Source organism: Bacillus cereus group sp. MYBKT14-1 (assembly GCF_051915185.1).
Classification (GTDB): domain Bacteria; phylum Bacillota; class Bacilli; order Bacillales; family Bacillaceae_G; genus Bacillus_A; species Bacillus_A cereus.
Map to the genome: position 1 here is coordinate 150294 of NZ_JBQAEF010000004.1, position 24692 is coordinate 174985.

A 24692-nucleotide genomic window follows, 5' to 3' on the forward strand; every position below is an offset into this window, starting at 1 on the left:
ACATACTTACAATTTTTTAATCCTTATTCACTTAAATATACCCATCTACAATCAAAAGATTTTGAAAGCGTTAACAAACATTGGGTTTTAGATTCAATTAGAGAAGAACACACGATTTGAGGAACTTGTAGGAGATTCATTTTCCAGAACGACTTATATTCCTAAGACTTAAGAATAGGATACAAGGAGGATTTATTATATGAACGGGAATACTGCTAAAAAAATAGAATTGCAATCTGAAAATACTGTGATTACAAACGAGAAATATTTGGATCCTAAAAAGTGGCATAAGCAAGATACTACGTGGGCATTGAGCCTTTTCGGGACAGCGATTGGAGCAGGAGTACTCTTTTTACCAATTAATGCAGGTTCAGGTGGTTTATTATCATTATTACTCATTACATTACTTGCCTATCCAGTTATGTATTACTCACATAGGGCGCTTGCTAAAATGATATATGCTTCCAATTCTGCCCATGAGGGAATTACGGGTACAATAAGAGAGTATTTCGGAAATAAGGCGAGTATTATTTTTAACATCGTATACTTCGTCTCAATTTATACAATTGTCTTGATGTATTCAGTTGCACTTACAAATACTGCAAGTAGTTTTATTGTGCATCAATTACATATGAAAGAGCCCTCAAGAGCCATTTTATCGCTTGTCTTAGTACTGAGTCTTATCGCTATACTAAATTTTGGTCAAGATATCACTGTAAAAATTATGAGCTTGCTAGTATACCCTTTCATAGCTTCTCTACTATTTATCGCAATATCCCTAATTCCTCAGTGGAACACATCAATGCTTAGTTTTTCAGATGTCTCTACTGCTTCAACCGGAACAGGATATTTGGGAACGATATGGATGATACTACCTATCATAGTGTTTTCATTTAACCATTCTCCAATGATTTCGTCTTTTGTGATAAAACAAAGATCTACGTATGGAATAGAAGCAACTGATGCTAAATGTGCTCAAATACAAAAAGTTTGTTATATCATGACGTTCGTTGTTGTTATGTTCTTCGTTTGGAGCAGCGCACTGAGTTTGACTCCAGATGATTTAAAAGTGGCAAAAGAGCAGAACTTATCAATCCTATCCTATCTCGCTAATGAACTTAATTCGCCAGTAATTACGATTGCAGCTCCTATTATTGCTTTTATGGCTATAACAAAGTCTTTCCTTGGTCATTATATAGGATCATATGAAGTAATGCGTGATATGATTATCAAATTTGGTAAAACACGTGGAAAAGATATAGAAGAAAAAACAGTTAAGACAGTAATTCTTACTTTTGTCGTATTAACATGCTGGTATGTTGCTTATGCAAATCCAAGTATTCTTGGGCTCATTGACGCTCTAAGCGGTCCATTAGTTGCTGCTATCTTATGTCTATTACCAATGTATGCGATCCGTAAAGTACCGGTATTAGCTAAATATAGAGGTAAAATGAGCAATGTATTTGTTATTATTGTAGGAGTACTTACTATTCTAGCAAGTATTAAGTCATTATTCTAATTTACTATTTTTTGTTCTTTTGCAAAATATAATGAAAGACGGAGACTAGTCTGGTTCTACAGTAGGTGCAACTATTTTATCTATCTGAATGTATACTTTAATGAATTTTCCGAAAGTCATCTCCCACCTACTCACTGAGCTGTGACCCTTCACGCTCCTTGAGTAAGGAATCTTCTTGGTTAAAATCAAAAAAAAAAACACCCCACTTAGTTAAGTGTCCAAGTGGGGTGTTCCTACTTTGTATAGATTATGCTTATGAAATATTCCTCTTCTAAAACAGCAAATTGTTTCATTCATAATTGATAGACATATATAATAGGAATGAGTCGTAAATGAACACGATAATACCTAGTAGTATCCCATCTCGTGTACTAGATTCTGGACTAATCGATGTAAGTTAAAATAAATCAAGTACAATCACTAATAATATAAGAAAACTTGTAAAGAGTGATTTTTTTGAATTCTTTTTCATATATTCATGTTGCACATTACTGCTCATGGATAGATACCCTTACATGACCGAAGTGATAATAAAGAGCATCTATAGCGGATTCTCTCGCATGTTTTCACCCCCATGGATCAAATCATATCCAAGAATGCAAAATCTACCTATTGTTTGTACAAAGAATAGAATACGTATCGTGATGGAAACTGGTCGAAGAATGTAGAAATTACAGATAGCTATCTATATGCTACCTTTTATGTACTTAATGAAATACAACGGTTATGTGCAACCCATCTCATAGGTAAATGGTTTATGTAAAAAAGACAGTGATTTATCCACTACCTTTGTTGTATTATCCAATTGGATTCAGTCACCATATAGTATTAGATGCGTTGAGTTTGGAAAAAACTATCTAATATACATTGAATTAGGCACAGACATTAAATAATAGAAAAGGTCGCCTACTATTCCACTAGTAAAAATAATAAATCCCATATAGCGTATACCTTTAATTTTTGACCGTAATCCAATGAATGCTGCTATTAGCCCAGTTAAAGAAAATAGAATCCAATATAGTTCGGTTGGAATGGGAAGATATTTATCTCCATCAACCCCCATACCCCAAAAAACATAAGGCAGTACGACAAAAGAAACGCTGAGTAATCCCATTACACTGGCTAGTAATTTGCGATATTTAACACCAGTAATAATTAGATAGATCCCACCGACAAAACCGCATAATACAAGATAAGGTACATAGAGAATCCAAAGAAAACTTAAGATAATCATATATAATTTCCTCCTAATTTATTTTCACTCATTATAGTTTTAAGGGGTTATTTAATTGTCTGAATCGGTTGCTAGTGTATCAAGTTGTTCTAACGCTTCTTCAAGATCGAACGAATTAAACCACCGGTAATCATGTTTGTCTAAAATACGATAGTGCTGACTTATTAGATTTTGTTGTAAACGAAAGTTCCCTTTTTCTTGAATCTGTTTCCACCACACTTTTCCTCCCAATGTTTTTTCTTTGAATTTGCTAGTGCTATTGTGGGCCATTGTCTCGATTACTACTAATGGATCATCCCCAAGAGAAGACTGTAAAACCTCACTATTCCTAAACAATGCACAAATAGCAACGGTGTTGGTCCAACCTGCATTTGTTCTCCCTTTCTCAATTTGAACAAGCGTTTTTTTTGAAATGCCGAGAACTTCAGCCATTTTATCTTGTGTATATCCTTTTTCAGTACGTATTAACTTTGCTTTCGTTGAAATGAGTTCAATTATAAGCTCCTTATTCACTTTCTCCCCTCCAAGGTAACAAATGTTTATTTTAGTGTAATTTTACACTAAAATAAAACCCATTTTCAACTCCCACCTCTAAATCTTCTAAAAAATAATCGAAAAAGCTATAAAAATGCTCATTCTACAGTTATCCATGAGAAGTTAGCTCGGTTTGGAGTGTTAGAAAATTCTTAGCTGGATAGCGATGTAATCATGCCCTTTTTTAGATTCATACTATCAGTATATCTAAGATTAGGAGATCACTTGCAAGAGTCTTGGAAGTATTGCAACCGTGCTGTGTTATAATTCTAAAGTACTAACATTTCAAGTAGGACTTATAGATGTCGGTTTGACATATGAAATGTAAAACCAATCTGTTATTTTGAGGGTTCAGGCTACCAGTATTTAAACTAACATTCACACTAAAAGAAGTACAAGGAGGAAGGTATATCTATTAAAATAGTGAGGTATACCAAATTAGAAATGAACATTAAATTTAATAAAAAAGTAGTAGCATTCACGGCAGGATTAACGGTATTATCTTCACCATTGGTATCGTTTGCAGAGGAACAACAATCAGTAAACAATAAGCAACCTACAAACGTTCAGGAACAAAGTAAAACAACATCAGATGAACAAGCTTTAAAAAGTATTGAAGCTAGTTTTGAAGGGGTAGATGGACGTGGTGGAGGTACTGTCGACAAGAAAAAAACAGACAGTCTTCAACGTTCAGAAGGTATTCATGAAGAAACAGGTACATTAACTGTGCCTAGCAATTCAAACAGAATAAAACGTAGTCTGTCTCCCATATCACCTAGCACCTCTAGTACAATAAACGGTGTTCCATTCACTGAGTGGATTGTTCCAACAGGGAATGATAATATTCGTCCGCAAAATTACATGAGTCCAAAGTACATTACAATTCATGAGACTGATAATACTAGTGTAGGAGCAGGTGCTAGAAACCACGCTCAATACCTATATAACCAAGCAGTAGGGAACACAGACCGAGCTGCATCGTGGCATTTTACAGTAGACGATACAGAGATTTATCAACATCTACCATTAAACGAGAACGGATGGCACGCAGGAGACGGTGATGGTCCAGGTAATAGAGAATCCATTGCAATTGAAATCGCAGTTAACAGTGACGGTAACTATAGTAAAGCAGTAGATAATGCTAAGAAACTTGTAGCTTATTTAATGAAAGAAACTGGTGTACCGTTAAATAACATTGTAAAACACCAAAAATGGAGTGGTAAAATCTGTCCTGCTAATATGATTAATAATGGACAATGGGATGCATTCGTAAATGGCGTTGGTGGGTATTATAATAATTTTTATCAACCAAAAGATGACATTACTGGAGGTTGGTATGAAGAAGCTATTCGAGAGTTAAATAGAAGAGGTATTATGATAGGGGAAGGAAACGGAGTTTTCGCACCTAATAGAGCGATAACAAGAGCCGAATTTGCTCAATTAATCTCTAAATCTCTAAACCTGCCAGCTGGAGATGCTTCATTTAAAGACCTAAACGATGCAAATACAACTTTACGAGATGGTATTAAACGTACTGCAAGTGCAGGTATCATTCAAGGTAGAGGAGATGGTTATTTTGACCCAAACACACCTATTACAAGAGAAGAATCAGCAATTATTGTAAACAAGGCTTTACAGTATAAAGGTATATGGGGACCAGTTGTAAACCTACCATTCTCAGACAAAGACCAAATTATTTATAAAGAAGACGTACAAAGACTGTATGGTCTAGGTATTGTAAGAGGTAAGGGTGACAATCAATACGATCCTAAAGGAACAACAACTCGTGGTGAAACAGCAACATTCATTCTAAATATGCTACAAGTAATTGAAAATGGTAGTGTTGAAAAGGTAATTGGAACGGCTCAAATTAATGGTATTGGAGTAAATGTTCGAAGCGGATCAGGTACAAACTATTCTATTGTTAGAAAGACAAGTAAGGGCGAAAAAGTTACAGTATATGAAGAAAAGAACGGCTGGCTAAGAATTGGAACAGGGCAGTGGATTTATTATGACTCTAGTTATATCGACTATAATAGATTATAAAAGACTTAATAGTTAAAAGAACAGAGTATATTTGGATATATAACTACTCTCAGGTTGTGAAGAAGACTTTCTCCACAACCTGTTTTTGTGTCTGGCCCCCTCTTTACCTACCAATACTGATAAAAAGAGGAAAAGGAGAGATTCATTATGATGGGTGCATCGAAAAATTACCGTGATCAGCGTGTATACAATTTAAAAACTAATGTTTTTCTAATAATTACGTAGGGATCACCGTACATGCCTATCCAGCTCATATTTTGAAATACCTCAAAACGAAATTTTGTTATAAGTTAGCACAAAATTTCGTTCTGGGGGTAGTTGTATTTTCTTAGCTTGATAGTGATGTGGTGCTACCCCATCGCTATCAAGCTAAATTTCTGAAATATCCCCAAAACGAAAATTTCATCCTTTCATAGTTGTCCATAGGTTCTTAGGGTGATTTTCATTTTTGAGAAGAATAAATTTCTCAAATTGATGGCAATTATAGAGGGGTAAAAATAATGTTACGATGTTTATAAAAAATATGCGAAGAAATATGTTAATAGATTTTTTAATAATATTCATATAAAATACTATTTTGACTTAGATTAAACTTTGTTTCAAACAAACATTAAAATCTATTTTAAAGAAAGGGAAATATGGTAGAAAATGAAAGCAAACATTAAAATTATTGAAAAGCTTAAAGAAGAATCTTGTACCTTCTACATTCACAAAGTAACATCTTTTATTCTAGATATGGTATCAACACTAGAGAATAGTTCTGATAACTATTTAATCGTTAATTCTACTCACAAAGGTGAACAAGAAAAAATTTCTTGCTCAACTGTTATTTATTTGGAATATTTTGAAAGGAAAATTTTTGTTTATACAAAAGAAAATATATTTGAGATAAAAAGTCCTTTATATAAATTACAATCTGAACTTCCAGATAACTTCATTAGAATTTCAAAAACTATAATTATCAATATTCATTTTTTAAACAAATTCTCCGCTAAAGCAAACGGAAATTTGGAAGCACTGCTTTCAAACAGAGAAAAAGTAATTGTGTCAAGAAAATATGTTTCTTCATTAAAAAAACAGCTAAAAAAACATTCCCAATAACCACTTATGTATTAATTTTTACCACTTATGTTTAAAAGTATTTCTTTATATCTCCTTTGATGTAAATATTAATAAAAACAAAGGAGGATATACAATGTATACTATGATTAAAGAAGTATTTATAAGAACTCCATTATGGGTATGGATATTATTATTCATTTTAATTAAAAGGGGTATTGCTATTTCTCAAGAAAGACCAATTAATTTATCTAAAATGTTCCTTGTTCCCATGATTTTTATGATATGGGGGTTAGATAAAATTATCACTAAATTTTCTTACTTAGGATATTGTTTAATAAGCTATACGATTTTCATTCTTCCAGGCATTTTGATTGGATATTTGTTATATGCAAAATATCAAATTTTTTTCAAGCAAGAGACGGTTACTTTCAGGAAGAAATGTTACCTTCCATTAATAATTATATTGATTAATTTCTTTGTAAAATATGTCTTAAATGTAACTTTAGGAATTTATTCATCATTTTATGATAATATTCCGTTTAATATAATTTATTCTGCCATAAGTGGACTATCTGTAGGCTTATTTTTTGGAGGAATATTCTACACATTTTATATACAATCAAAATTAAATAAACTTATCTTAAAATCATAAAAAAGAAGGGAAAGACTTTATTGAAACTAAAAAATCGACTGTATACAGGTTTAGGAACTGGTTCATTTATATACATGATAGTTTTGCTATCAAGAAACAATAATATATCTATTACACAAGCTGAGATAATAAGTGTTCTTATAATCTCAGCTTGTGCAGGCATTTTTACATTCATTTTTGATATTGAAAGAATCAGCTATTTGTTCGCCTTGGTAATCCATTTTTTCATGATGATTATAGTTGTCTTTCTTATATCTACATATAACCATTGGATAGAAATATTCCCAACTGCTGATTTTCTTGAAAGTATAGTTTTGATATATGCATTTTCTTGGTTAATATCATTTTTAAATACAAAAAAAGATGCTAAAGAATTAAATATGTTACTAAAAAATAAGAATAACATTTAAAGTGTCCTTCTATACGAGGCTGCTGCATCGATATTAAATTAGCAAAAAAATTCCCCTGAAATTTAAAAATACGCTATTCTTTCTATAAAATCATAGGAAAGGATGGCGTTTTTGTATGTCTATTTCTGTATCTGATGAATTACAACTATTTGCTCAGGAGATTCAAAGATTTTTATCTTCAAATATCTTACTAGATTTTGCTAGAGATGTCGGTTTCGTACAACGGACCAGTAAATACCAAGCAAAAGATTTAGTCGCTTTATGCGTATGGATGAGCCAAAATGTCGCTACAACTTCTTTAACTCAGTTATCTAGCTGTTTAGAAGCATCAACAGAAGTACTCATCAGTCCCGAGGGACTGAATCAACGATTTAATAAAGCGGCCGTTCAACTTTTACAACATGTATTAGCTGAACTACTAAACCATAAATTAACCTCATCTATGCCACTTTCTTCTCCATATACTTCTGTTTTCAAGCGTATTCGTATTTTAGATTCAACTGCATTTCAACTCCCGGATGTATTTTCATCGGTTTATCCAGGTGCAGGAGGATGCAGCCATACAGCGGGAGTAAAGATTCAGCTTGAGTATGATTTATTAAGTGGAAAGTTCCTACATATTCATACAGGTCCCGGTAAACAGCATGATCGAACCTATGGTTCTCTGTGTGTTCCAACTGTGGAACCAAATGATTTATGTATCCGTGATTTAGGGTATTTTCATTTAAAAGATCTTCAACATATACAAGATAAAAAGGCTTACTATATCTCTCGTATTAAATCTAATACACGTATTTATCAAAAAAATTGCAAACCTGATTATTTTCAGGATGGAAGAATAAAGAAAGGTACAGAGTATATACAGCTAGATATGGAGGTATTAATGAGCTCTCTCCAACCAGGACAAACATATGAAATATCCGATGCCTATATAGGTATGACTGATAAAGTACCAACCCGTGTAATCGTTCATCGACTTACAGATGAACAACAACAAAAACGATTACGTGATCAAGCTATACGAGAAAAAAAGAAAGGAATGAAGTATTCTCCTCGTAGCAAACGACTCAGTGGTATCAATGTATATATGACAAACACCCCTACAGATATTGTTCCGATGGGACAGGTACATGACTGGTATTCTTTGCGTTGGCAAATCGAAATTTTATTTAAAACGTGGAAGTCATTCTTTCAAATCCATCATTGTAAGAAGATAAAATCAGAACGATTGGAGTGCCATTTATATGGTCAATTGATTGCCATTCTACTCTGTTCTTCTATCATGTTTCAAATGCGCCAATTGCTCCTCATGAAGAAAAAACGAGAGCTTAGTGAGTATAAAGCCATATATATGATTAAAGACTATTTTCTTCTTCTATTCCAAACTATACAAAAAAACACCCAAGAGCTATCAAAGGTGTTACTTCGTCTGTTCAATCTTCTACAGCAAAACGGGCGAAAATCCCATAGGTATGAGAAGAAAACAGTCTTTGATATATTAGGTGTCGTTTATAATTGTACCATGTCTGATAACCAAGCAGCTTAATTCAAAAAAAGAAACCCGTTAGGGTTTATTTCGTATGCAAATCTTTAAAGCATCTACGTATAGACTTTCCAAAAAAAGAAACAATCTTGCTTATCATTGACGTTACACGGGCTTAGCTTGATAGCAATGTGGTGCTACCCTTATATGGACTAAATATCATAAAATGTTAATTTTCTTTTACTTACCTATATATTCAATCGCCATCCAGCCATTTTTGGGTATGTTCGATAAAACGTTTTGTCGCTGGTAATGCGTGTTTAATTGAAGTAAGTGACAACCCAAGCGATCGTTTAGGTTTGTCTTCCAATTCCACAACCGTAACATTTTCGCATTGTCCTTGTAATGCGAGTTCAGACATGACACTGATTCCAAGCCCGTTCTCCACCATCGCGACAATCGCATGATCATCACCGGTTTCAAATTGGATATCGAGATGAATCCTAGCAGCTTCTAATACTTTCCTAACATCGTAACCACATGAAGAAGCAGGCATAATAAAAGGCTCTTTCTTGAGCTGATCGTACTGAATTATAGATTGTTTACTTAATGAGTGATTTTTAGGAAGGACACATAGCATTCGATCTTTTCTTAGTGGAATAGATTCTAGATGGCCCGACGACGGTAGTGACATAAAACCTAAGTCAATCACCCCTTGTTGAATCCACGTTTCAATCATTCCATAATCACCTTCCATTAATTTGATTTCAATTCGAGGATATTCCAAGTGAAATCGATGAATGATTGCAGGCAACCAGTGAATAGAAACGCTTGTAAAGGTTCCGATGCGCAAGGTTCCTGCCACTATCCCATTAATCTCTGCAACAGTTTGCTTCAATCGCTCATTATGGTTTACTACTTCACGAACATGCGTTAAAACACGCTCACCATTTTCCGTTAATCGAACTCCTGTTTTATTCCGGGATAACAGTTGAAAACCATACTCCAATTCAAGACTTCTAATCGCATGGCTGACACCTGACTGAGTCACGTTCATTGCTTCGGCCGCTCTTGATAAGTTCCCCATTTCAACCGTCTTCAGAAAGATTTCTAACTTAGTCAGACTCATCGATTCTCCTACTTTCTCATGTATGAATTTTGTTCAAGTATATCATTACATATATTCGTTTTACTAATACTTGAATCACAATTAAACTAAGTACATAAAAATTTTAAAGGAGAACTAAAAATGAAACCAATAAAGGCTAATCTTATGATCTTACTTGTTACAATGACCTGGGGTACTTCCTACCTTTTTATGAAAATCGGATTGGAAACTGTCCCTTCATTTTCTCTTGTTGCATTACGCTTTGGTATTGCTTTTTTGGTTTGTGCTGCTGTTTTTTTTAAACAATTTCGTTCAATTCATTTTGTCACCTTAAAATACGGCTTTATTCTAGGATTTTTACTTTTCGTTGTATCTGCTTCAGTCATCTTAGGTTTAAAAACGACATCAGCTTCAAATGCTGGTTTTCTAGCCAGTTTGACCGTAATCTTTATCCCTTTATTATCTATCGTTCTGTTTAAGGATCGACTGAGCTACAGACTAATCATTAGTTCCCTTGTTGCAATGACTGGAATTGGTTTACTGACTTTGAATAATCAATTAACACTTAATTCTGGAGATTTACTCTGTATACTCGCTGCTCTCTTTTATGCTTTTCATATTATTGTCACCGGAAGGGCGGCTAAAGTTGCCAATACATTGCAGCTTGGAATTCTTCAGTTGGGATTTGCAGGAGGGTTTGGCGTACTCTCTGCCCTGATTTTCGAAGAACCGCAACTTCCATCCACTAAAGAAAGTTGGATCGCAGTACTGGTATTAAGTATATTCTGCAGTGCTTTTGCCTACATCATTCAGGCGATGGCCCAGAAATACACAACACCGACACATACAGGACTCATTTTTTCATTAGAACCTGTATTTTCTGCACTATTTGCATACCTGTTCATGAACGAAGTATTGTCACTCAAAGGGTATATCGGAGCATTACTTATTCTAAGCGGTGTTATACTTGCTGAGATAAAAGTAAAACGAAAATCTACATTTAAAGCAAAAAAGAGAGAGATGGAATGCACAGAGTAGTACTATCAATCTAAATTTCTATATATAAAGATTTTTTATCAAAGATAAAATCCTAGTACAAGTAAGAATTTATAATCAACCTTTGTTTCAACCCAACTTGCAACATGTTTGTGGTATCCTTGCTCAAATCATAATAAACATGGTATATCCAGCAGCTTAAGTCTTTTAATATAATATTAAAAAGTGGATGTGCATAATCGCATATCCACTCTCCCCATCTATATACTTACCTTCGCTTCTCCAACATCTTGTTTTTTAATTATATCTAAGTAAAAATGTGAAACAGTTGTGTTGTAATAAGGAGAAATGAAAATAAAAGATAGATTAAATGTAAACATTCCTATAAAGGCGGCTAATAAAAACCAACCAATAAATGATAACCAAAGAACAAATAACTTTGACTTTTGTCCTTTCATTATTCTTTTACTTTCCCTCAATGCTTCACTTGCTGTATAATCAGGATTCTCTATTAATATGTAATAAGACATAGAATAAGAAAAATATTTAATAATACCTGGAACGATTAATAATAGACTCCATAAAAAAAGAAAAATTGCCTGTAACAGACCCAATTTTATTGACTTAAACACGTTGTTCTTCTTAAATCCCAAAAATACATCATCTACTTTAGCATCTTCACTTTTACCTAAATGCAAGGTGAAAACAGAGTATCCAAATTTAAAGATACCTTGTATGGAACTGTAAATAAAGAAACAAATAATTCCTAAAAATATATAACTTAGAATAAATAAAACTAGTGCAGTTGGATCTACTTGTGGTTCCCCACTAATCGAATAAATTAAGAACACATCCAAACCAATTACTCCAATAAATAAGCCAACTAATAAATACATGAAACCCGCGATTGCTGATGCACTAAGAGTGGGTACAAAATAGTTTAAAGCTGATACTCCAATCCCCAACCCCCATTTACCATCTAACGAATTAAGTGCTGCCTTCTTTAAATTTCTTTTCATACTTGTATTCCCTCCTTTTCTTATTTTCCTTTACTGAAAAAATAAAAGAACTTGCAGCAGGCCCCGCTACAAGTTCTTTTAGCTAAATTCTTTAGCTAATCAAAACAAATTATTTATTCTACACAATCGGGGATAATGCCTAAAATATGGTTTGTTAACATCATTATATAACATAATTATGAATTTTTTGTATAAAAATTCTATATTTTTAGACAAATTACATCTGTTTTTTACTTGTTTTTAATTTTTATCTTCAAGATACTCTATAAAGTCATCATTTTCTCTTGTTAGAGGTAAATTTCCAACCTGATTATACAAATGAATAATAGGTAGCACTTCTAAAACCCAGTTTCTTAAACGAATCATTTTTTTAGCGTCTTCCGAGAAATTAGCTTATGAGAATTCACTGACTTCCTTTTCATTAAAAGGATAAAATTTAAATTTCTTAGGTTCGTTTATTTTTTGTAACTCTTCATATAAATTAAATGCAATATTGCCTTCCAGTTTACTAACATTGGTATCTTCTTTTATATCAATTAGTTTGCTTTATCTATTAACTCTGTTCTTAATTTTAAAATAGTAATCACATCACTTTTCAAACGAAAATAATTAATTAAGTTTTTACACTTTCTCAATATTACAGTATAAAATTTCTTATATAATTAAATTATTCTCTTTATTTATTTTATGTATATGTTCCCTTTGAACCCTACTATTATAGGGTTCCTTTTTTATAATCATATATTTATTAATTAATTTATCAATTTCCTGACTTAAACGGAGGACTTTCGTATGACTAAAGCCATGTTTATTTACCAGTTCTACTAATTCTAATTTTTTATTTTCTATTAGATTATTTAATTTCGCTACTAACATAAACTTTTTTCTTTCACACTCCCCCTGAGCAAAATAAAAAGAGCTGCTCCCAGCTCTTATATACTAAAAATCTTTATTATTGCAGTTTAAAATTTTCCATATTCTATTATAAATGAATATACATAAAGCTAACAACAATAATTGTTAGTGTATTAATAAAAAGTAGCAATATTTAATTACTGTTACAGCTTCTTGATACTTTTCTCGGGTTCAAATTTACACTACTAGATAAAAAAATCCTGCATGTTTCAAACATGCAGGATTTTTTCTATTCTTCGTTTTTCATAAAGTAAGAAACAAAACGGAGAATTTCAAGGTATAACCATACTAATGTCATCATGAGCCCTATTGCGCTATACCACTCCATATGTTTTGCTGCCCCGCTACGTGCACCATTTTCAATCGAATCAAAATCTAGTAATAAATTTAATGCAGCAACGAAAATCACAACGGCACTAATAATGATACTGATTGTCCCACCTTGGTGAATGTAAGAAACAGTAAAAACAAAGGTGTTTAGTAAGAAGACAATCAAATACATAATTAAAATGCCAAGTGTTGCAGCTGTTAAAACAGTACGGAACTTTTCAGTTACTTTTATTATACGAGTAGCATATAATACTAACATTGCAAATAAAATCGAAATGGTTAATAATACAGCAGTTAAAGCAATAGAATTTCCAAAACGCATTGTATAATATGCAGAAATACTTCCTAATAAAATTCCTTTTACCACAGCATAAATCGGTGCGCAAACTGGTGATATTCGAGGAATAAATATAGCTAAAAATGCAACTATTATATTAACCACTGCTACTCCAATTAATACCGACATTTTCATTGTACCTTGTGTTACCTGTAAATATGAATAGACAGACGCTGCAAGAAGTAAGACAAGCATAACGAATGTTTTTCTAACGGTTCCACCAATGGTCATCGTAGAAGTATTTGTTTGCTTTTTATGAAAAGCGTTCTTTTTTAACATTGGATTAGATGTTTTCATTATTTCCTCCTAAAATGTGTTTTGCGTATAAAGTGAATTTTTTATATCTCTAGTTTCTTATCGATGATGCGGCCAGTAAGCGCTACGAAGAAAATTATTAACAAACAGCTAAATCCTAGGTCAGTAATAGTACTCCACTCACTAGGATAAAAGGACGTATCAATAAAGCCATTCTGATCAATAAACTCATTGTTTTTTATAGTAACTACATATTTCTCTAATCTACTTAAAATATCCATTACTACTGTTTGGATTGTTACAAAAATAGCAAAGAAAATGATAAAGAAAAGTATCTTACTCACCGATTCCTTAACAGGAAACTGTTTTGTAATAACTATGATGAAATAACCAGAAACTAACAAAAACATGAAATCGATTCCCCACGAAAAAACAGCAAATACATGATGAAAGATGCCATATTCATATAACATATAAAAATCTTGTTGAAGACTCTCAGTCACTTTACTACCATTAGTATTTAAGGAAAAATAATACAAAAAAATTAGTCCTATTACTAGCAAAATAATAAATACGAGTGTGAAAAAAAATAAATTTGCATATATATTTCTTTGAGATGATATAGCTGTGTAGCGAATCATAGAATTTTTTATCGTTTTATTAAAAGATGACAACGCTAGTAAAAAAATAGAAAACGAAGCCATACATAATACTATTAGAAATATGGCTAATGTTATATCCTGTCTAAACGAATTCATTATTTTTAATGAACCTTTCACATGAAATAAAAGTAGCAAAGAAAAAGTGATAAAAACAAAATAAAAGATGGCTATGCTTCTTTTATTACACTTATATAAATAATGAAAAAGTGAATTCATTACTCAAAAACCTCCTTAAACAACTCATGTACTGCTTTCCCTTGATGAAAACGGATTTCCTCTACATTTTCATGTAATACAATATTTCCTTCTTTTAAAAAGATTACCTCATCAAATATATTTTCGATTTCTTCTATTAAATGAGTTGAAATGAGAATGGTACAATCTTCTCGGTAAAATTTAAGAATTAAATCTAATACATGTTTTCTAGAAACAAGATCAATTCCACCCAATGGCTCATCTAATATATATAACTTTGCTTTCCTTGAGAAAGTTAAGATAAGTTGTAATTTTTCCACTTCACCTTTGGATAAAGCAACTATATGCTCTTCTAATGGCATTTTAAATTCAGTTATTAATTCCATTGCTTGGTTTAAATCAAAATCAGGATAAAAATTCCGATAGAAAGCTACAGCATCTTTTATCGTCATCCACTCGTCAAAAACAGGACTATCAGGCATAAATGAAACAATTTTCTTTGTTTCTATTCCTACCTTCTGACCTTCAATTGTGATAGTTCCTTTAGAAGGATAACGCAAACCAGCAATCATTTTTAATAATGTTGTTTTTCCGCTACCATTATCACCAACAAGACCAATAATTTTCCCTTCAGAAATTGTTGCACTTAAATCTTGAAGCACTGTTTTTAAGTTATATCTTTTCCACAGATTCTCAATTTTTAATAACTCTGTCATTCGTTTTCCTTCCTTTTCTTTTCTAATGAAGAATGGAGGATTGGAAGAATTTCTTCTTTCGTAAATCCTAAATTGTCCATTCCATTTATAAAATTATCAAGCAACTCTGTTGCCATTTCTTTGCGTAGTTCAGTAATCATTTCTCTCTCACTCGTTACAAATCTCCCTGTTCCTCTTCGTGTCACAGCAATACCTTCTCGTTCTAGCTCTTGAAATGTGCGTTGAATTGTATTTGGATTCACTTGTAATTCACTGGCTAGTTCACGTACAGCTGGTATTTTATCACCCGGTGCTAAACGACCTGTTACAATTTCTTTTTTAATATATTCCATTACCTGAATATAAATCGGGATATTAGGAGAAAACTCAGTTTTCATTTCTCCCCTCCTCAGTATTAGTGTACTAGATGAATAATACACTAATACTGATTGTGTGTAAATGGTAATTTTCTCAAAAGATATATAGTAAATAAAAGACGATATATTTAGTGAATTAGTGTAACCAACTAAGTCCCATAAACGATCGTTTATGGGACTTTACTAATTTCTACCTAAACAGAGAAAAATACTATTCAAATTAAGTTGCAAAACTCATTACCAAAACAAAAGCTCCTAACATATTAGTCATGTAAAATATGTTAGGAGCTTGATATTTTAAGTGTTTTTTGGATTTAGGCCCTGATAACGTACGAAATTCGCTTTGTGTTGGCGCTATCCCATCGCTATCAAGCTAATATTTTATAGTACCCCCAAAACGAAAAAAACCACTTTGTATTAAAGTTGCAAATAATTTTTGCTCTCAAGTATTTTTCTTTTTTTAGTTGTTAGATAAGAATCATATATCTTAATAGGTTTTTTGTATTATAAAAAACCTATTAAGATATTAAACAAAAATACCTATAGGTAATATTATATAAAAAATAAATGCGATGAAGAGAAGAGTAAATAAAGTGAATTCTATACAGAGAACCCTGGTAGCTGAAAAAGGGTTAGAATTTCTTTATTGAAGCAAGCCTCAGAGTAGCACGTCGGAACCTTTTAGGAGGGGGTTATGTGGCGGGATCTCCCGTTATAGAGCTAAGGTATAAGCATTTTTAAATGCCGTACCTGATAAAGTTAATATGGCGACATATTAATAAACTAGGGTGGCACCGCGATGATAAATCTCGTCCCTAAGACTTCAAGTCGTGGGAGTGGTATTTTTTTATTTTGTTTTAAGTGTTGCATTCTATCTGATTATATTTTAGGAGGAATTCAATTGAGTTTTAACAAAACATTGGAAATTTGGCGGTATCCATCTATCTTATTGTTTAATATTGGTGTTTCAAGTGTTGGAAGTTGGGTTTACTTTATTGCTCTAAACCTAATCGTTCTTAACATAACAGAATCAGCAATTACTGTCTCTGGTTTATATATTATTAGGGCTTTATCAACATTGTTTACTAATATTTGGTCAAGAAGTCTTGTAGATCGTTCAAATAAAAAATGTCTCATGATAGCACTAGGTTTATTTTTTATACGAGCCCCCTCACCATCAATTTAAGAATTAAAAAAGAGGGGATTATCCCCCTCCTTTTTACGCTTGCTCCGACTGTCGGAATTATTTAATAAAACCACGATTCAACTTAGTTAACTTTTCATTGATGTTAAAAATTCTTACTCTAATATCTTTAACACCGGCTGCTTCAAGTCTGTTCTTGTGCATTTCCGCGTATTTTTCAGCATCTTGTTTTTCTTCAAATACATAAATGCCTCCAGCTTCTTTTGTTTCTTCATTCTCAGTCCATATTTTCCAGTGGAATCCTTCTTCTTCGTTAATACTATTTGCTAAATCCCAAAATCCTTTTTCCATTTCTTCACCAAAAGGACCTTCAAACGGAAAATCAACTTGTAATAAATATGCCATTTTCACTCACTCCTATTTTTAATATAAAATTCTTCCCATTCTTTTACTGATTATGATTCAAATGATCATAATGTCTAAATTCGTATTGCTATTATTATTCAAGCACTAATTGGAGAATCCCCCTATTTGTAAACTAATCACAAAATGATAGTAAATTGAACGCATAAAGTTTAATAGTTTTCGGTTATGTTTAGAAAATGTGATATAAACTTATCCCTAAACTAAGGACAAACAAAACAAGCGCAGGTATCGCTTTCTTAAAAGGATCTCTCGCTAATACAGTTAGCGTTAATGCGGCTGCAAGCATCGTACCTCCTAATAACAAGCCTGCCCATAAAGCTACTGTTGAAATCCAAATTCCTATCAACATTCCAATCGCTCCTACAATCTCAAAAGCTCCAGTTAAGAAATTAAAAAACGAAGGTAAACCAAATCGTTTGAATTCATCTGCCATTTTCCCGGATATAATTTTCGTTCCTGTCATTAAAAAGAACAGAAACAACACTACTTTTACAATATTGATGAAAATTAAAATAGTAATCACACCTTTCTTATTATTTGATAAAAACTCAGTATTATTCAGGTAGTAGTCACTACCTTTACCCTATTTCCTGAGATTACCCGTATGGAAGTCGCTTCAATTTACATTACCCTTTTCAATATTAAAGGGCTGAAAATTATATGCTATAGCATATATAATACAAAAATTTGACTGGTACTAGGCAAAAAAGTGAACCTGAATCAGATATCATACAAAATAAAGCTATCTTCCCATTCGTCCAAACGAAATTACATGCTATAGCACATATAATACCTAAAACAAAGTTTGTTCCTTATGAATAGCATAGCATCAATAAGGAACAAATATTAATAGTGTGTATCATACAATTTGTTTAATAACGATTGTAATACTTTAATTTCTTCCTCGCTCAAATTACTCGTAACGAAATGGTGAGCGTCTTTCACTACAGGCAAGATTGTTTTCTTTAACTCGTCACCTTTTTCAGTTAAAAAAAGGTTATGTGAACGCCTATCTTGGTCATTCAAAGCCTTCTTTACAATCCCTTTTCTCTCCATTGACTGTATCATTCTAACGACAGTAGTTTGATCTTTATCAATAGCTTCCGCCAACTCTTTTTGAGTAGTGCTCCTTTGGCTACAAAGAACACTAATAATCCCCCACTGCTCTGGCGTAACTCCATACGGCTTTAATTTCTTTGTAAAATAATTGGTCATTTTCACATCAGTACGATGAACAAGATAGCCTATTAAATCATGTAAGTTCATATATCACCTCTATAAATTAAGATATAAAAGGATATAGCATACCAGTCAATCATTCACAATGAATGTATTTGTTTCACCATATATATGCTATGGCATATATATTAAAGTAGATCATTTTAATTGTCAAATGATTTACCTATTGTCAAAATCAATTTCATACATTCCTCCGGTGATTTTTGCTGCTTATTTCTTTTCCCTTCTACAGAAGCCTCTTAGATCCCACAGTTTCATATAATCGTAGTAATTTTTATCGCCTCATCCTCTTTCTGTATATATTGTTCTTATCATATTTTATAAAATATGATAAGAACAGATAACTACACATCTTTAAGGATACCTCATCCAGTTCTTTTTGTTACAAAATAAGCAGCATAAATACAATCCACATTAGAAAAAACATCAAGAAAAGACACTCCAAATATGGAACGTCTTCTTTCACTATGCCCATCAACTTAAGAATTTGATAGTTTCCCAAAACGAAAAAGATGAGTGTATTGCTTAACTTACTAGCGATGTAGCAGTCCCCTATTTAAAATAGTAAAGTATAAACATGAAAAAGCCCCTAACAAATTTTGTTAGGAGCTTTTTCAAATACGCGATATTTATTTAATCTTCATTATCGATTTCTATTGTACCCGTTCTAGCACTAACCTTTAAAATATTTAACACATTATTAGGTGTCTTGATTTCCACTTCATATTCAAATTTTGATTGTGCTAAGTTGTCATCTTCTAATTCGAATTCTTTTTTCACATTAATAATTTCTCCATTTGTATGAGCTAAAGAAATTTCACGAACTTGTTTCTCTGTGTAGTTTTCATTCTTTTTTGCATAATTGTAACCCATGCCATAATATCCACTAACAATAGCAATACCACTTACTAAAATAGCAATTACACTTATCATTATTTTCTTTTTATGTTTTAACATTTCCATCCACTCCTTAATGATTAATCCTCTATTCCAAATCTTGCTTCAAGTGCATTTTCTGCTTGTTCTAATTGATCTTCCAGTATATCGTGTTCTCTTTCTTGCGTTTGATATTGTTCAACAGTTATCGTTCCAGCGTGATAATCTGCTTCTAGCTGATTATCAGATATATCTATCTTGTCATCCAATTGGTCAATTTCTTTTTTGGCTGCTAAGTACGTATTTAAGTTATCTTCTTTTGCTCCAACTGGTTTCGTGTTATTTGCCTTTTCTACAATAGATGAGACTTCGTTTTTGAAATCTTGTATTTGTTTCTTATCATTTGTAGCAGCTTGTGTTTTGTTTGGTTCTTGTTGTAGTTGAGCGACTTCTTTTTGTAATTTATCATTTTCCACTTTCAGTTGTTGTACTTCTGTATTGTTATCAACTTGAGTAGAACAAGCTGTTAAGAATAAACAGGACATTGCTCCAATCAGCATCCATTTTCCCATTCTGTTTTCCTCCCTTTACATGTGCACCTTATCCTTGCCTTTATATTACTGAACAAACATTAAAGGAAGATTAATGTACAAAAAAATAAAGTGAAGGCTTTTACAGGCAGTTAATCCCTACCTACCTCGCATTCACCGAATTTTGAGGGAGTAGTCTTACTGCCCGTTAATGTGGGATAAAATGATATAATTAACTAGTTTCTAATCTTTCTTTAATGTTTTTGAATTATAGTGATACATACTAATAAGAAGAAAAGGAGAATGTTAATGCGAGTTCTTATCGTCGAAGATGAACAAGACTTACAAAATATATTGGTGAAACGATTAAATGCAGAACATTATAGTGTCGATGCATGTGGGAATGGAGAAGATGCCCTAGATTATATAAACATGGCTACCTACGATTTGATTGTACTTGACATTATGATTCCAGGAATAGATGGTTTACAAGTATTACAAAGATTACGCGCGGACAATAATGCAACTCCTGTCTTGCTTCTTACAGCTAAAGATACAATTGACGATCGTGTAACAGGACTCGACTTAGGTGCGGATGATTATTTAGTAAAGCCGTTTGCTTTTGATGAACTGTTAGCAAGAATTCGAGTGTTAATGCGAAGAAAAACAGGAAATACATCTAATGTATTTGAAATCGCTGATCTAGTGGTAGATTGCAATATGCATAAAGTAACACGAGGAGACCAAGTTATCACTCTTTCCAGTAAAGAATTTGCTATTTTAGAATATATGATTCGTAATAAAGAAGTTGTGTTGACACGAGATAAAATTGAGCAACATGTGTGGAATTACGATTATGAAGGTGGCTCGAATATTATTGATGTTTACGTCCGCTATCTTCGCAAAAAAATTGATAGCCAGTTTGAAACGAAGTTAATTCATACAGTACGAGGAACTGGTTACGTATTGCGAGTAGAATCATGAAAAGACTATCAATAAAAATGAGAGTAACTCTGTGGTATACGGGGCTAATTGTAATTATTATGGCACTCGTGTTAGCTTTTATTTTAACTTCTTCAGATAAAGTTTTGCTTTTTAATATGAAAGATCAATTGAAGAACACAGTAAAAGAAAGCATGGAAGATATCGAATATAAGCATGGGCAGTTAAAGATTGACGATGATTTTGAAACCTTAGAAGATGGAGTAAATATTAGTATTTATAGTAAACAAGGTGAGCTGTTGGTAGGACATAGTCCAACAAGCTTTAATAAAAAGATATCGCTTAAATCCGATGAAATACAAACCATTAAAGACGGCAATAAAGAATGGATAGTATATGATTTTCTCCATAATGCAGGCGGCGATGAGCAAGTCTGGGTTCGTGGAATAATGACTATGAACCAATTATCCTCAACGATGAATACGCTTATCGTGGTAACAATCATCTCATTCCCATTACTTATTCTTATTGCGGCATTCGGAGGATATTTTATTACGCAAAGGGCGTTTCGACCTGTGCAACAAATGAGTGATTCAGCCAGTAAAATTGGTGATGGTAAAGACCTTTCGAAGAGAATTAATTTACAAGGTTCACCGAAAGACGAAATGTATCATTTAGCACAAACCTTTGACAAAATGTTTGAGCGATTGGAGACATCATTCGAAAGTGAAAAACAATTTACATCTGACGCATCTCATGAATTAAGAACACCAACATCTGTTATTATTTCGCAATGCGAATACGCTTTATCACAGAGAAATAATCCGAAAGAAATGGAAGAATCGTTAGAAGTAATTTTAAAACAATCACGTAAAATGTCCGCTCTAATCTCACAACTCTTATTATTAGCACGAGCTGACCAAGGAAACCATAATACTTTCCAATTTGAATGTATCAATATGAGTGAATTAACGGAAATCGTTGTAGAAGAGCTTTCATTAATGGTTCAAGAAGCTTCGGTTGAAATAACAACTAATATAGAGGAAGACCTATTTATTAAAGCAGATCAAACATTGATGATGCGTTTATTAATGAATTTACTAACGAATGCGATTGCTTATAGTAAAGCGAGCGGAACTGTGCATATGCAACTATTCCGTGATGAAACCAACATAATAGGTAAAGTCTCCGATAATGGCATCGGCATCAGCGAGCAACATATTACTAAAATATGGGACCGCTTCTATCGAGTTGACGCAGCACGAACATCTTCAAACATCGGAAACACAGGTTTAGGATTGTCGATGGTAAAATGGATTGTCGAACTACATGGAGGAGAAATTACGGTTGAAAGTAAATTAGGAGAAGGCAGTACTTTTACATTTAAACTACCAATTGAAAAAAGAGCATAATTTATACGTGTCTGTCGCTTCAGAATAAAGATTGATTCAAAGGCTCTCTACAATCCTTATGTAAAAATAACTGAAGCATTTTAAACATCATCGATTTTATCATTTTGGACAACCTATTCTGTTAAATTAATATACATGCGAAAAAACTATCAAAATAAAACCCCAGAAATCCAATGGTCTCTGGGGCTTCATTATATATTTAGCTCTTTTTGCTTTTTGTTTTGTTTATGTCTATAGAGCAATTTACGACTTATTAGAGAAATCACTAATAAGGTCAGAATTAATAAGATAAGTTGCATAAATGATAAATCAAAATATTTAGCACCTGTAACGATTAAAAGTGTAGAAATCGTGCCTTTTACAACGAAAAAAATAATAACCCATAACCCGCCTTTTTTCCAGTTCATTTTATATTACCCTTTCCTACGTTTAAATTCTTAAAATATTTAATGATAGTTCGTAAATATGACAACTTAATAGAAATCTATTATATTAACAAAAAATTCATGTCTAATTAAATGCGACGATTCTATATTAAGTGAAAATGATATTCATTGTCAATTTTATTGATTATTTGAATACTTATTCTTAATCTCTTTCTACTTTGTTTCTTATTAACAATACACTTTTGTATTCAAACAAAAACACCTCCATTACATTTGCACACTTAGTATGCGAATGCAAGAGGTGTTTTTTCATATACCATCAGATAAGATTTCCTGTTTTGTTTATTTCTTGATACGTAGCTATTTTTTAGTACACGATAACTGGATCATACGTGTTCAAACTATCATAGACAGTTTTTGCAACATTAGGAAGAAGGTTCACACACCCACCTGATCCTCCTGTTAAATAAGCGTTATTTCCCCAGTCTTTTCGCCAGCCGGCATCGTGGAATCCTTGACCACTATTTGTGAATGGAACCCAGTAATCTACTTTAACCGCATAATCAGCTTTCCCTACTGCGCTACCTCTTAGCGTGTATGGTGTTCGTTTATATAGAACGTACCACACACCTGGTGATGTATCTTCACCAGTACTATGTTTACCAGTTACTACATTTGTTGTAACAACTAATTTTCCATCTTTGTAAATCCAAATTTGTTGCTCTGCAATTGAAACTTCCGCATACGTGTCTCCGATGCCATTATTCGCTGTTGTTTTATAACCGATACCTTCCTTCTCCCAACCATTTCCGTGAATATTAGAAGCAGAAAGCGATTTTTCGCCTTTCTCAAAGGCTTGTTGAACTTGTTTAGTTTCTTTTTCAACATCTAGTGCCCAGCCGTAGCCTTGCCCTTTTACTGATATGACTGAACCAGAATGCGTTTTAAATGAGAAATCTTTATTTAATGTTGATTTGGCATTATTAATTTCAGTAATTTTTTTCTTAATGTCGCTCGCGTCAATTGTAACTTTCATATCCTTTGACATAGAAGCATTTTGAATTAAATCTTTCGCTTTTAAAGTATAAACTTCATTCTGCACTTTATACTCAACAGACTGCCCAAGAAGATTCTGTAGTGCTTTCTCCTCTTTTTTGACAATCGGATCGTCTTCTTTAATAGGTTTTATGTATGCAGACTTCAGATGAATTTCGCTTTTATATTTTTGCTTATCGTAATCTTTCAGTAGACTAGTAACGTCATACTGTTTTCCTTCAACACTTTTCGAAATAACAATTTTTCCTTGTTCTAGCTTCGCCATAGCATCTTGAGGCGCTTTTAATTTTTCATTCATAGAGATGAGCGTTTCTTCTACAAGTTTTTTCATCGTTTCACTACGATACTGATCTGCCTTCTCTGGTAGTAATGAATAATTTTCTCCCTTTGAGGAAGGGAAAAATGTCCACTGACTTTTTAATAGTTTCTTAACTTGAGGCAAATCTTTTTCCGTAAGTTCCGTTTTTGTATCTTTTTCATCTAAAATTTGTTGTTGATCAACATAGACTTTGTTTGCTAGTCCAGATGTCTTTAATTTCTGTATTGCCTGATCAGCGCTCAGACCACCAACTTTTGTGTCATTAATTGTAACATTCGAATTGAAGTGAGTTGCCTGATAATAACTCATTCCCCCAATAAGAAGTGCAATTACACCAATACCCGCTGCGATAAACTTCCAATTTGTATAACGTTTTTTTGATCTTACTCGTTTTTGATCAATTTCTTCAACTGATTCATTTGTTGTATTGTTGTTCATCAATCTTTCCCCCGTATGCATTAACGTCAAACGATTTTCAACTAAAATCATAGACTAGTGTACCTTATTTTTCCTAAAATTTCATTATTTCCGAC

At 32.7% G+C, this 24692-nt stretch carries 25 protein-coding genes, 1 pseudogene and 1 other annotated feature; of the genes and pseudogenes, 10 read left to right on the top strand and 16 right to left on the bottom strand.

Annotated elements, in window-relative coordinates:
• Window positions 1-199: 199 nt before the first annotated feature.
• Entirely contained in the window at window positions 200-1519 is a 1320-nt protein-coding gene (locus tag ACTFO4_RS13195) for an aromatic amino acid transport family protein (RefSeq protein WP_410987908.1), read from the top strand.
• An 853-nt stretch (window positions 1520-2372) separates the two neighbouring features.
• Here ACTFO4_RS13195 and ACTFO4_RS13200 read toward each other — a convergent pair.
• Together ACTFO4_RS13200 and ACTFO4_RS13205 are read right to left on the bottom strand one after the other, a co-directional pair.
• On the bottom strand, window positions 2373-2753 hold the full coding sequence (locus ACTFO4_RS13200; protein WP_410987907.1) for an ammonia permease: 381 nt from the start codon (window positions 2751-2753) through the stop codon (window positions 2373-2375).
• 51 nt (window positions 2754-2804) lie between these two features.
• Window positions 2805-3266 carry a helix-turn-helix transcriptional regulator gene (locus tag ACTFO4_RS13205; protein WP_001031163.1) on the bottom strand — a complete coding sequence of 154 codons (462 nt, stop codon included), beginning with the start codon at window positions 3264-3266 and terminating at the stop codon, window positions 2805-2807.
• Between the two features lie 465 nt (window positions 3267-3731).
• On the opposite strand from ACTFO4_RS13205, the gene ACTFO4_RS13210 reads away from it, so the two are divergent.
• The 5 genes from ACTFO4_RS13210 to ACTFO4_RS13230 all read left to right on the top strand — a co-directional run bounded on the left by ACTFO4_RS13210 (window position 3732) and on the right by ACTFO4_RS13230 (window position 9003).
• Window positions 3732-5333 carry an S-layer homology domain-containing protein gene (locus ACTFO4_RS13210; RefSeq protein WP_002183711.1) on the top strand — a complete coding sequence of 534 codons (1602 nt, stop codon included), beginning with the start codon at window positions 3732-3734 and terminating at the stop codon, window positions 5331-5333.
• Between the two features lie 648 nt (window positions 5334-5981).
• A complete protein-coding gene (locus ACTFO4_RS13215) occupies window positions 5982-6434 on the top strand; it encodes a LytTR family DNA-binding domain-containing protein (protein ID WP_088321930.1) in 453 nt (150 codons plus the stop codon).
• A 94-nt stretch (window positions 6435-6528) separates the two neighbouring features.
• The gene (locus tag ACTFO4_RS13220) at window positions 6529-7047 is read left to right on the top strand and encodes a hypothetical protein (protein WP_440014289.1); all 519 of its coding nucleotides are present in this window, start codon (window positions 6529-6531) and stop codon (window positions 7045-7047) included.
• 20 nt (window positions 7048-7067) lie between these two features.
• Window positions 7068-7457, top strand: coding sequence for a DUF3021 domain-containing protein (locus ACTFO4_RS13225; RefSeq protein ID WP_000769224.1), 390 nt, complete (start codon window positions 7068-7070; stop codon window positions 7455-7457).
• A gap of 115 nt (window positions 7458-7572) precedes the next feature.
• Entirely contained in the window at window positions 7573-9003 is a 1431-nt protein-coding gene (locus tag ACTFO4_RS13230) for an IS4 family transposase (protein ID WP_440014291.1), read from the top strand.
• A gap of 193 nt (window positions 9004-9196) precedes the next feature.
• Here the strand turns inward: ACTFO4_RS13230 and ACTFO4_RS13235 are convergent, their stop codons facing one another.
• Window positions 9197-10069 (bottom strand): LysR family transcriptional regulator, encoded by an 873-nt coding sequence (locus ACTFO4_RS13235; RefSeq protein WP_098582924.1) that lies wholly within the window; start codon window positions 10067-10069, stop codon window positions 9197-9199.
• A gap of 120 nt (window positions 10070-10189) precedes the next feature.
• Here ACTFO4_RS13235 and ACTFO4_RS13240 point away from each other — a divergent pair, with 120 nt between their 5' ends.
• Window positions 10190-11086 carry a DMT family transporter gene (locus ACTFO4_RS13240; RefSeq protein WP_078421406.1) on the top strand — a complete coding sequence of 299 codons (897 nt, stop codon included), beginning with the start codon at window positions 10190-10192 and terminating at the stop codon, window positions 11084-11086.
• Window positions 11087-11304: 218 nt separating this feature from the next.
• On the opposite strand, the gene ACTFO4_RS13245 is transcribed toward ACTFO4_RS13240, so the two are convergent.
• The 6 genes from ACTFO4_RS13245 to ACTFO4_RS13270 form a co-directional block, all read right to left on the bottom strand.
• Entirely contained in the window at window positions 11305-12063 is a 759-nt protein-coding gene (locus ACTFO4_RS13245; protein WP_000827978.1) for a DUF975 family protein, read from the bottom strand.
• Window positions 12064-12717: 654 nt separating this feature from the next.
• Window positions 12718-12939, bottom strand: a complete 222-nt coding sequence (locus tag ACTFO4_RS13250; RefSeq protein ID WP_000959245.1) for an aspartyl-phosphate phosphatase Spo0E family protein — start codon at window positions 12937-12939, stop codon at window positions 12718-12720.
• Window positions 12940-13207: 268 nt separating this feature from the next.
• On the bottom strand, window positions 13208-13942 hold the full coding sequence (locus ACTFO4_RS13255; RefSeq protein WP_061457441.1) for a Bax inhibitor-1/YccA family protein: 735 nt from the start codon (window positions 13940-13942) through the stop codon (window positions 13208-13210).
• Window positions 13943-13983: 41 nt separating this feature from the next.
• Window positions 13984-14778: a hypothetical protein gene (locus tag ACTFO4_RS13260; protein ID WP_061457442.1), complete on the bottom strand. Its 795-nt coding sequence runs from the start codon at window positions 14776-14778 to the stop codon at window positions 13984-13986.
• Window positions 14778-15473 carry an ABC transporter ATP-binding protein gene (locus ACTFO4_RS13265; protein ID WP_000137758.1) on the bottom strand — a complete coding sequence of 232 codons (696 nt, stop codon included), beginning with the start codon at window positions 15471-15473 and terminating at the stop codon, window positions 14778-14780. Before ACTFO4_RS13265 ends, ACTFO4_RS13260 begins: the two co-directional genes overlap by 1 nt.
• The gene (locus tag ACTFO4_RS13270; protein ID WP_017673653.1) at window positions 15470-15850 is read right to left on the bottom strand and encodes a GntR family transcriptional regulator; all 381 of its coding nucleotides are present in this window, start codon (window positions 15848-15850) and stop codon (window positions 15470-15472) included. Before ACTFO4_RS13270 ends, ACTFO4_RS13265 begins: the two co-directional genes overlap by 4 nt.
• 542 nt (window positions 15851-16392) lie before the next feature.
• Window positions 16393-16649 (top strand) — a binding site (T-box leader).
• An 81-nt stretch (window positions 16650-16730) separates the two neighbouring features.
• Here ACTFO4_RS13270 and ACTFO4_RS13275 point away from each other — a divergent pair.
• A pseudogene (locus ACTFO4_RS13275) lies at window positions 16731-16985 on the top strand (MFS transporter); the annotation flags it as partial.
• Between the two features lie 87 nt (window positions 16986-17072).
• Here ACTFO4_RS13275 and ACTFO4_RS13280 read toward each other — a convergent pair.
• The 5 genes from ACTFO4_RS13280 to ACTFO4_RS13300 form a co-directional block, all read right to left on the bottom strand.
• Window positions 17073-17378: a monooxygenase gene (locus ACTFO4_RS13280; protein WP_000323764.1), complete on the bottom strand. Its 306-nt coding sequence runs from the start codon at window positions 17376-17378 to the stop codon at window positions 17073-17075.
• Window positions 17379-17568: 190 nt separating this feature from the next.
• A complete protein-coding gene (locus ACTFO4_RS13285; RefSeq protein WP_031312243.1) occupies window positions 17569-17919 on the bottom strand; it encodes a DoxX family protein in 351 nt (116 codons plus the stop codon).
• 326 nt (window positions 17920-18245) lie between these two features.
• Complete coding sequence (locus ACTFO4_RS13290; RefSeq protein WP_001048563.1) at window positions 18246-18665, bottom strand: MarR family winged helix-turn-helix transcriptional regulator; 420 nt, start codon at window positions 18663-18665, stop codon at window positions 18246-18248.
• A gap of 606 nt (window positions 18666-19271) precedes the next feature.
• Window positions 19272-19595 (bottom strand): PepSY domain-containing protein, encoded by a 324-nt coding sequence (locus tag ACTFO4_RS13295; protein ID WP_326235095.1) that lies wholly within the window; start codon window positions 19593-19595, stop codon window positions 19272-19274.
• A 20-nt stretch (window positions 19596-19615) separates the two neighbouring features.
• Window positions 19616-20086, bottom strand: coding sequence for a hypothetical protein (locus tag ACTFO4_RS13300; RefSeq protein ID WP_440014296.1), 471 nt, complete (start codon window positions 20084-20086; stop codon window positions 19616-19618).
• 267 nt (window positions 20087-20353) lie between these two features.
• Between ACTFO4_RS13300 and ACTFO4_RS13305 the strand changes: the two genes are divergently transcribed.
• Complete coding sequence (locus ACTFO4_RS13305) at window positions 20354-21028, top strand: response regulator transcription factor (protein ID WP_001264523.1); 675 nt, start codon at window positions 20354-20356, stop codon at window positions 21026-21028.
• Window positions 21025-22398, top strand: a complete 1374-nt coding sequence (locus ACTFO4_RS13310) for a sensor histidine kinase (RefSeq protein ID WP_103622175.1) — start codon at window positions 21025-21027, stop codon at window positions 22396-22398. The genes ACTFO4_RS13305 and ACTFO4_RS13310 overlap by 4 nt, the downstream gene beginning before the upstream one ends.
• Before the next feature lie 191 nt (window positions 22399-22589).
• Here ACTFO4_RS13310 and ACTFO4_RS13315 read toward each other — a convergent pair whose 3' ends face one another.
• Window positions 22590-22805: a hypothetical protein gene (locus tag ACTFO4_RS13315; protein ID WP_001104104.1), complete on the bottom strand. Its 216-nt coding sequence runs from the start codon at window positions 22803-22805 to the stop codon at window positions 22590-22592.
• 346 nt (window positions 22806-23151) lie between these two features.
• Window positions 23152-24597 carry a L,D-transpeptidase family protein gene (locus ACTFO4_RS13320; RefSeq protein ID WP_061457443.1) on the bottom strand — a complete coding sequence of 482 codons (1446 nt, stop codon included), beginning with the start codon at window positions 24595-24597 and terminating at the stop codon, window positions 23152-23154.
• Window positions 24598-24692 lie beyond the last annotated feature (95 nt).

What these genes read in the sequence shown, in the direction of transcription:
- ACTFO4_RS13195 (WP_410987908.1), top strand. Translation starts at nt 200, where the DNA reads ATGAACGGGAATACTGCTAAAAAAATAGAATTGCAATCTGAAAATACT.
- ACTFO4_RS13200 (WP_410987907.1), bottom strand. Translation starts at nt 2,753, where the DNA reads ATGATTATCTTAAGTTTTCTTTGGATTCTCTATGTACCTTATCTTGTA.
- ACTFO4_RS13210 (WP_002183711.1), top strand. Translation starts at nt 3,732, where the DNA reads ATGAACATTAAATTTAATAAAAAAGTAGTAGCATTCACGGCAGGATTA.
- ACTFO4_RS13215 (WP_088321930.1), top strand. Translation starts at nt 5,982, where the DNA reads ATGAAAGCAAACATTAAAATTATTGAAAAGCTTAAAGAAGAATCTTGT.
- ACTFO4_RS13220 (WP_440014289.1), top strand. Translation starts at nt 6,529, where the DNA reads ATGTATACTATGATTAAAGAAGTATTTATAAGAACTCCATTATGGGTA.
- ACTFO4_RS13230 (WP_440014291.1), top strand. Translation starts at nt 7,573, where the DNA reads ATGTCTATTTCTGTATCTGATGAATTACAACTATTTGCTCAGGAGATT.
- ACTFO4_RS13235 (WP_098582924.1), bottom strand. Translation starts at nt 10,069, where the DNA reads ATGAGTCTGACTAAGTTAGAAATCTTTCTGAAGACGGTTGAAATGGGG.
- ACTFO4_RS13240 (WP_078421406.1), top strand. Translation starts at nt 10,190, where the DNA reads ATGAAACCAATAAAGGCTAATCTTATGATCTTACTTGTTACAATGACC.
- ACTFO4_RS13245 (WP_000827978.1), bottom strand. Translation starts at nt 12,063, where the DNA reads ATGAAAAGAAATTTAAAGAAGGCAGCACTTAATTCGTTAGATGGTAAA.
- ACTFO4_RS13250 (WP_000959245.1), bottom strand. Translation starts at nt 12,939, where the DNA reads ATGTTAGTAGCGAAATTAAATAATCTAATAGAAAATAAAAAATTAGAA.
- ACTFO4_RS13255 (WP_061457441.1), bottom strand. Translation starts at nt 13,942, where the DNA reads ATGAAAACATCTAATCCAATGTTAAAAAAGAACGCTTTTCATAAAAAG.
- ACTFO4_RS13260 (WP_061457442.1), bottom strand. Translation starts at nt 14,778, where the DNA reads ATGAATTCACTTTTTCATTATTTATATAAGTGTAATAAAAGAAGCATA.
- ACTFO4_RS13265 (WP_000137758.1), bottom strand. Translation starts at nt 15,473, where the DNA reads ATGACAGAGTTATTAAAAATTGAGAATCTGTGGAAAAGATATAACTTA.
- ACTFO4_RS13270 (WP_017673653.1), bottom strand. Translation starts at nt 15,850, where the DNA reads ATGAAAACTGAGTTTTCTCCTAATATCCCGATTTATATTCAGGTAATG.
- ACTFO4_RS13280 (WP_000323764.1), bottom strand. Translation starts at nt 17,378, where the DNA reads ATGGCATATTTATTACAAGTTGATTTTCCGTTTGAAGGTCCTTTTGGT.
- ACTFO4_RS13290 (WP_001048563.1), bottom strand. Translation starts at nt 18,665, where the DNA reads ATGAACTTACATGATTTAATAGGCTATCTTGTTCATCGTACTGATGTG.
- ACTFO4_RS13295 (WP_326235095.1), bottom strand. Translation starts at nt 19,595, where the DNA reads ATGTTAAAACATAAAAAGAAAATAATGATAAGTGTAATTGCTATTTTA.
- ACTFO4_RS13300 (WP_440014296.1), bottom strand. Translation starts at nt 20,086, where the DNA reads ATGGGAAAATGGATGCTGATTGGAGCAATGTCCTGTTTATTCTTAACA.
- ACTFO4_RS13305 (WP_001264523.1), top strand. Translation starts at nt 20,354, where the DNA reads ATGCGAGTTCTTATCGTCGAAGATGAACAAGACTTACAAAATATATTG.
- ACTFO4_RS13310 (WP_103622175.1), top strand. Translation starts at nt 21,025, where the DNA reads ATGAAAAGACTATCAATAAAAATGAGAGTAACTCTGTGGTATACGGGG.
- ACTFO4_RS13315 (WP_001104104.1), bottom strand. Translation starts at nt 22,805, where the DNA reads ATGAACTGGAAAAAAGGCGGGTTATGGGTTATTATTTTTTTCGTTGTA.
- ACTFO4_RS13320 (WP_061457443.1), bottom strand. Translation starts at nt 24,597, where the DNA reads ATGAACAACAATACAACAAATGAATCAGTTGAAGAAATTGATCAAAAA.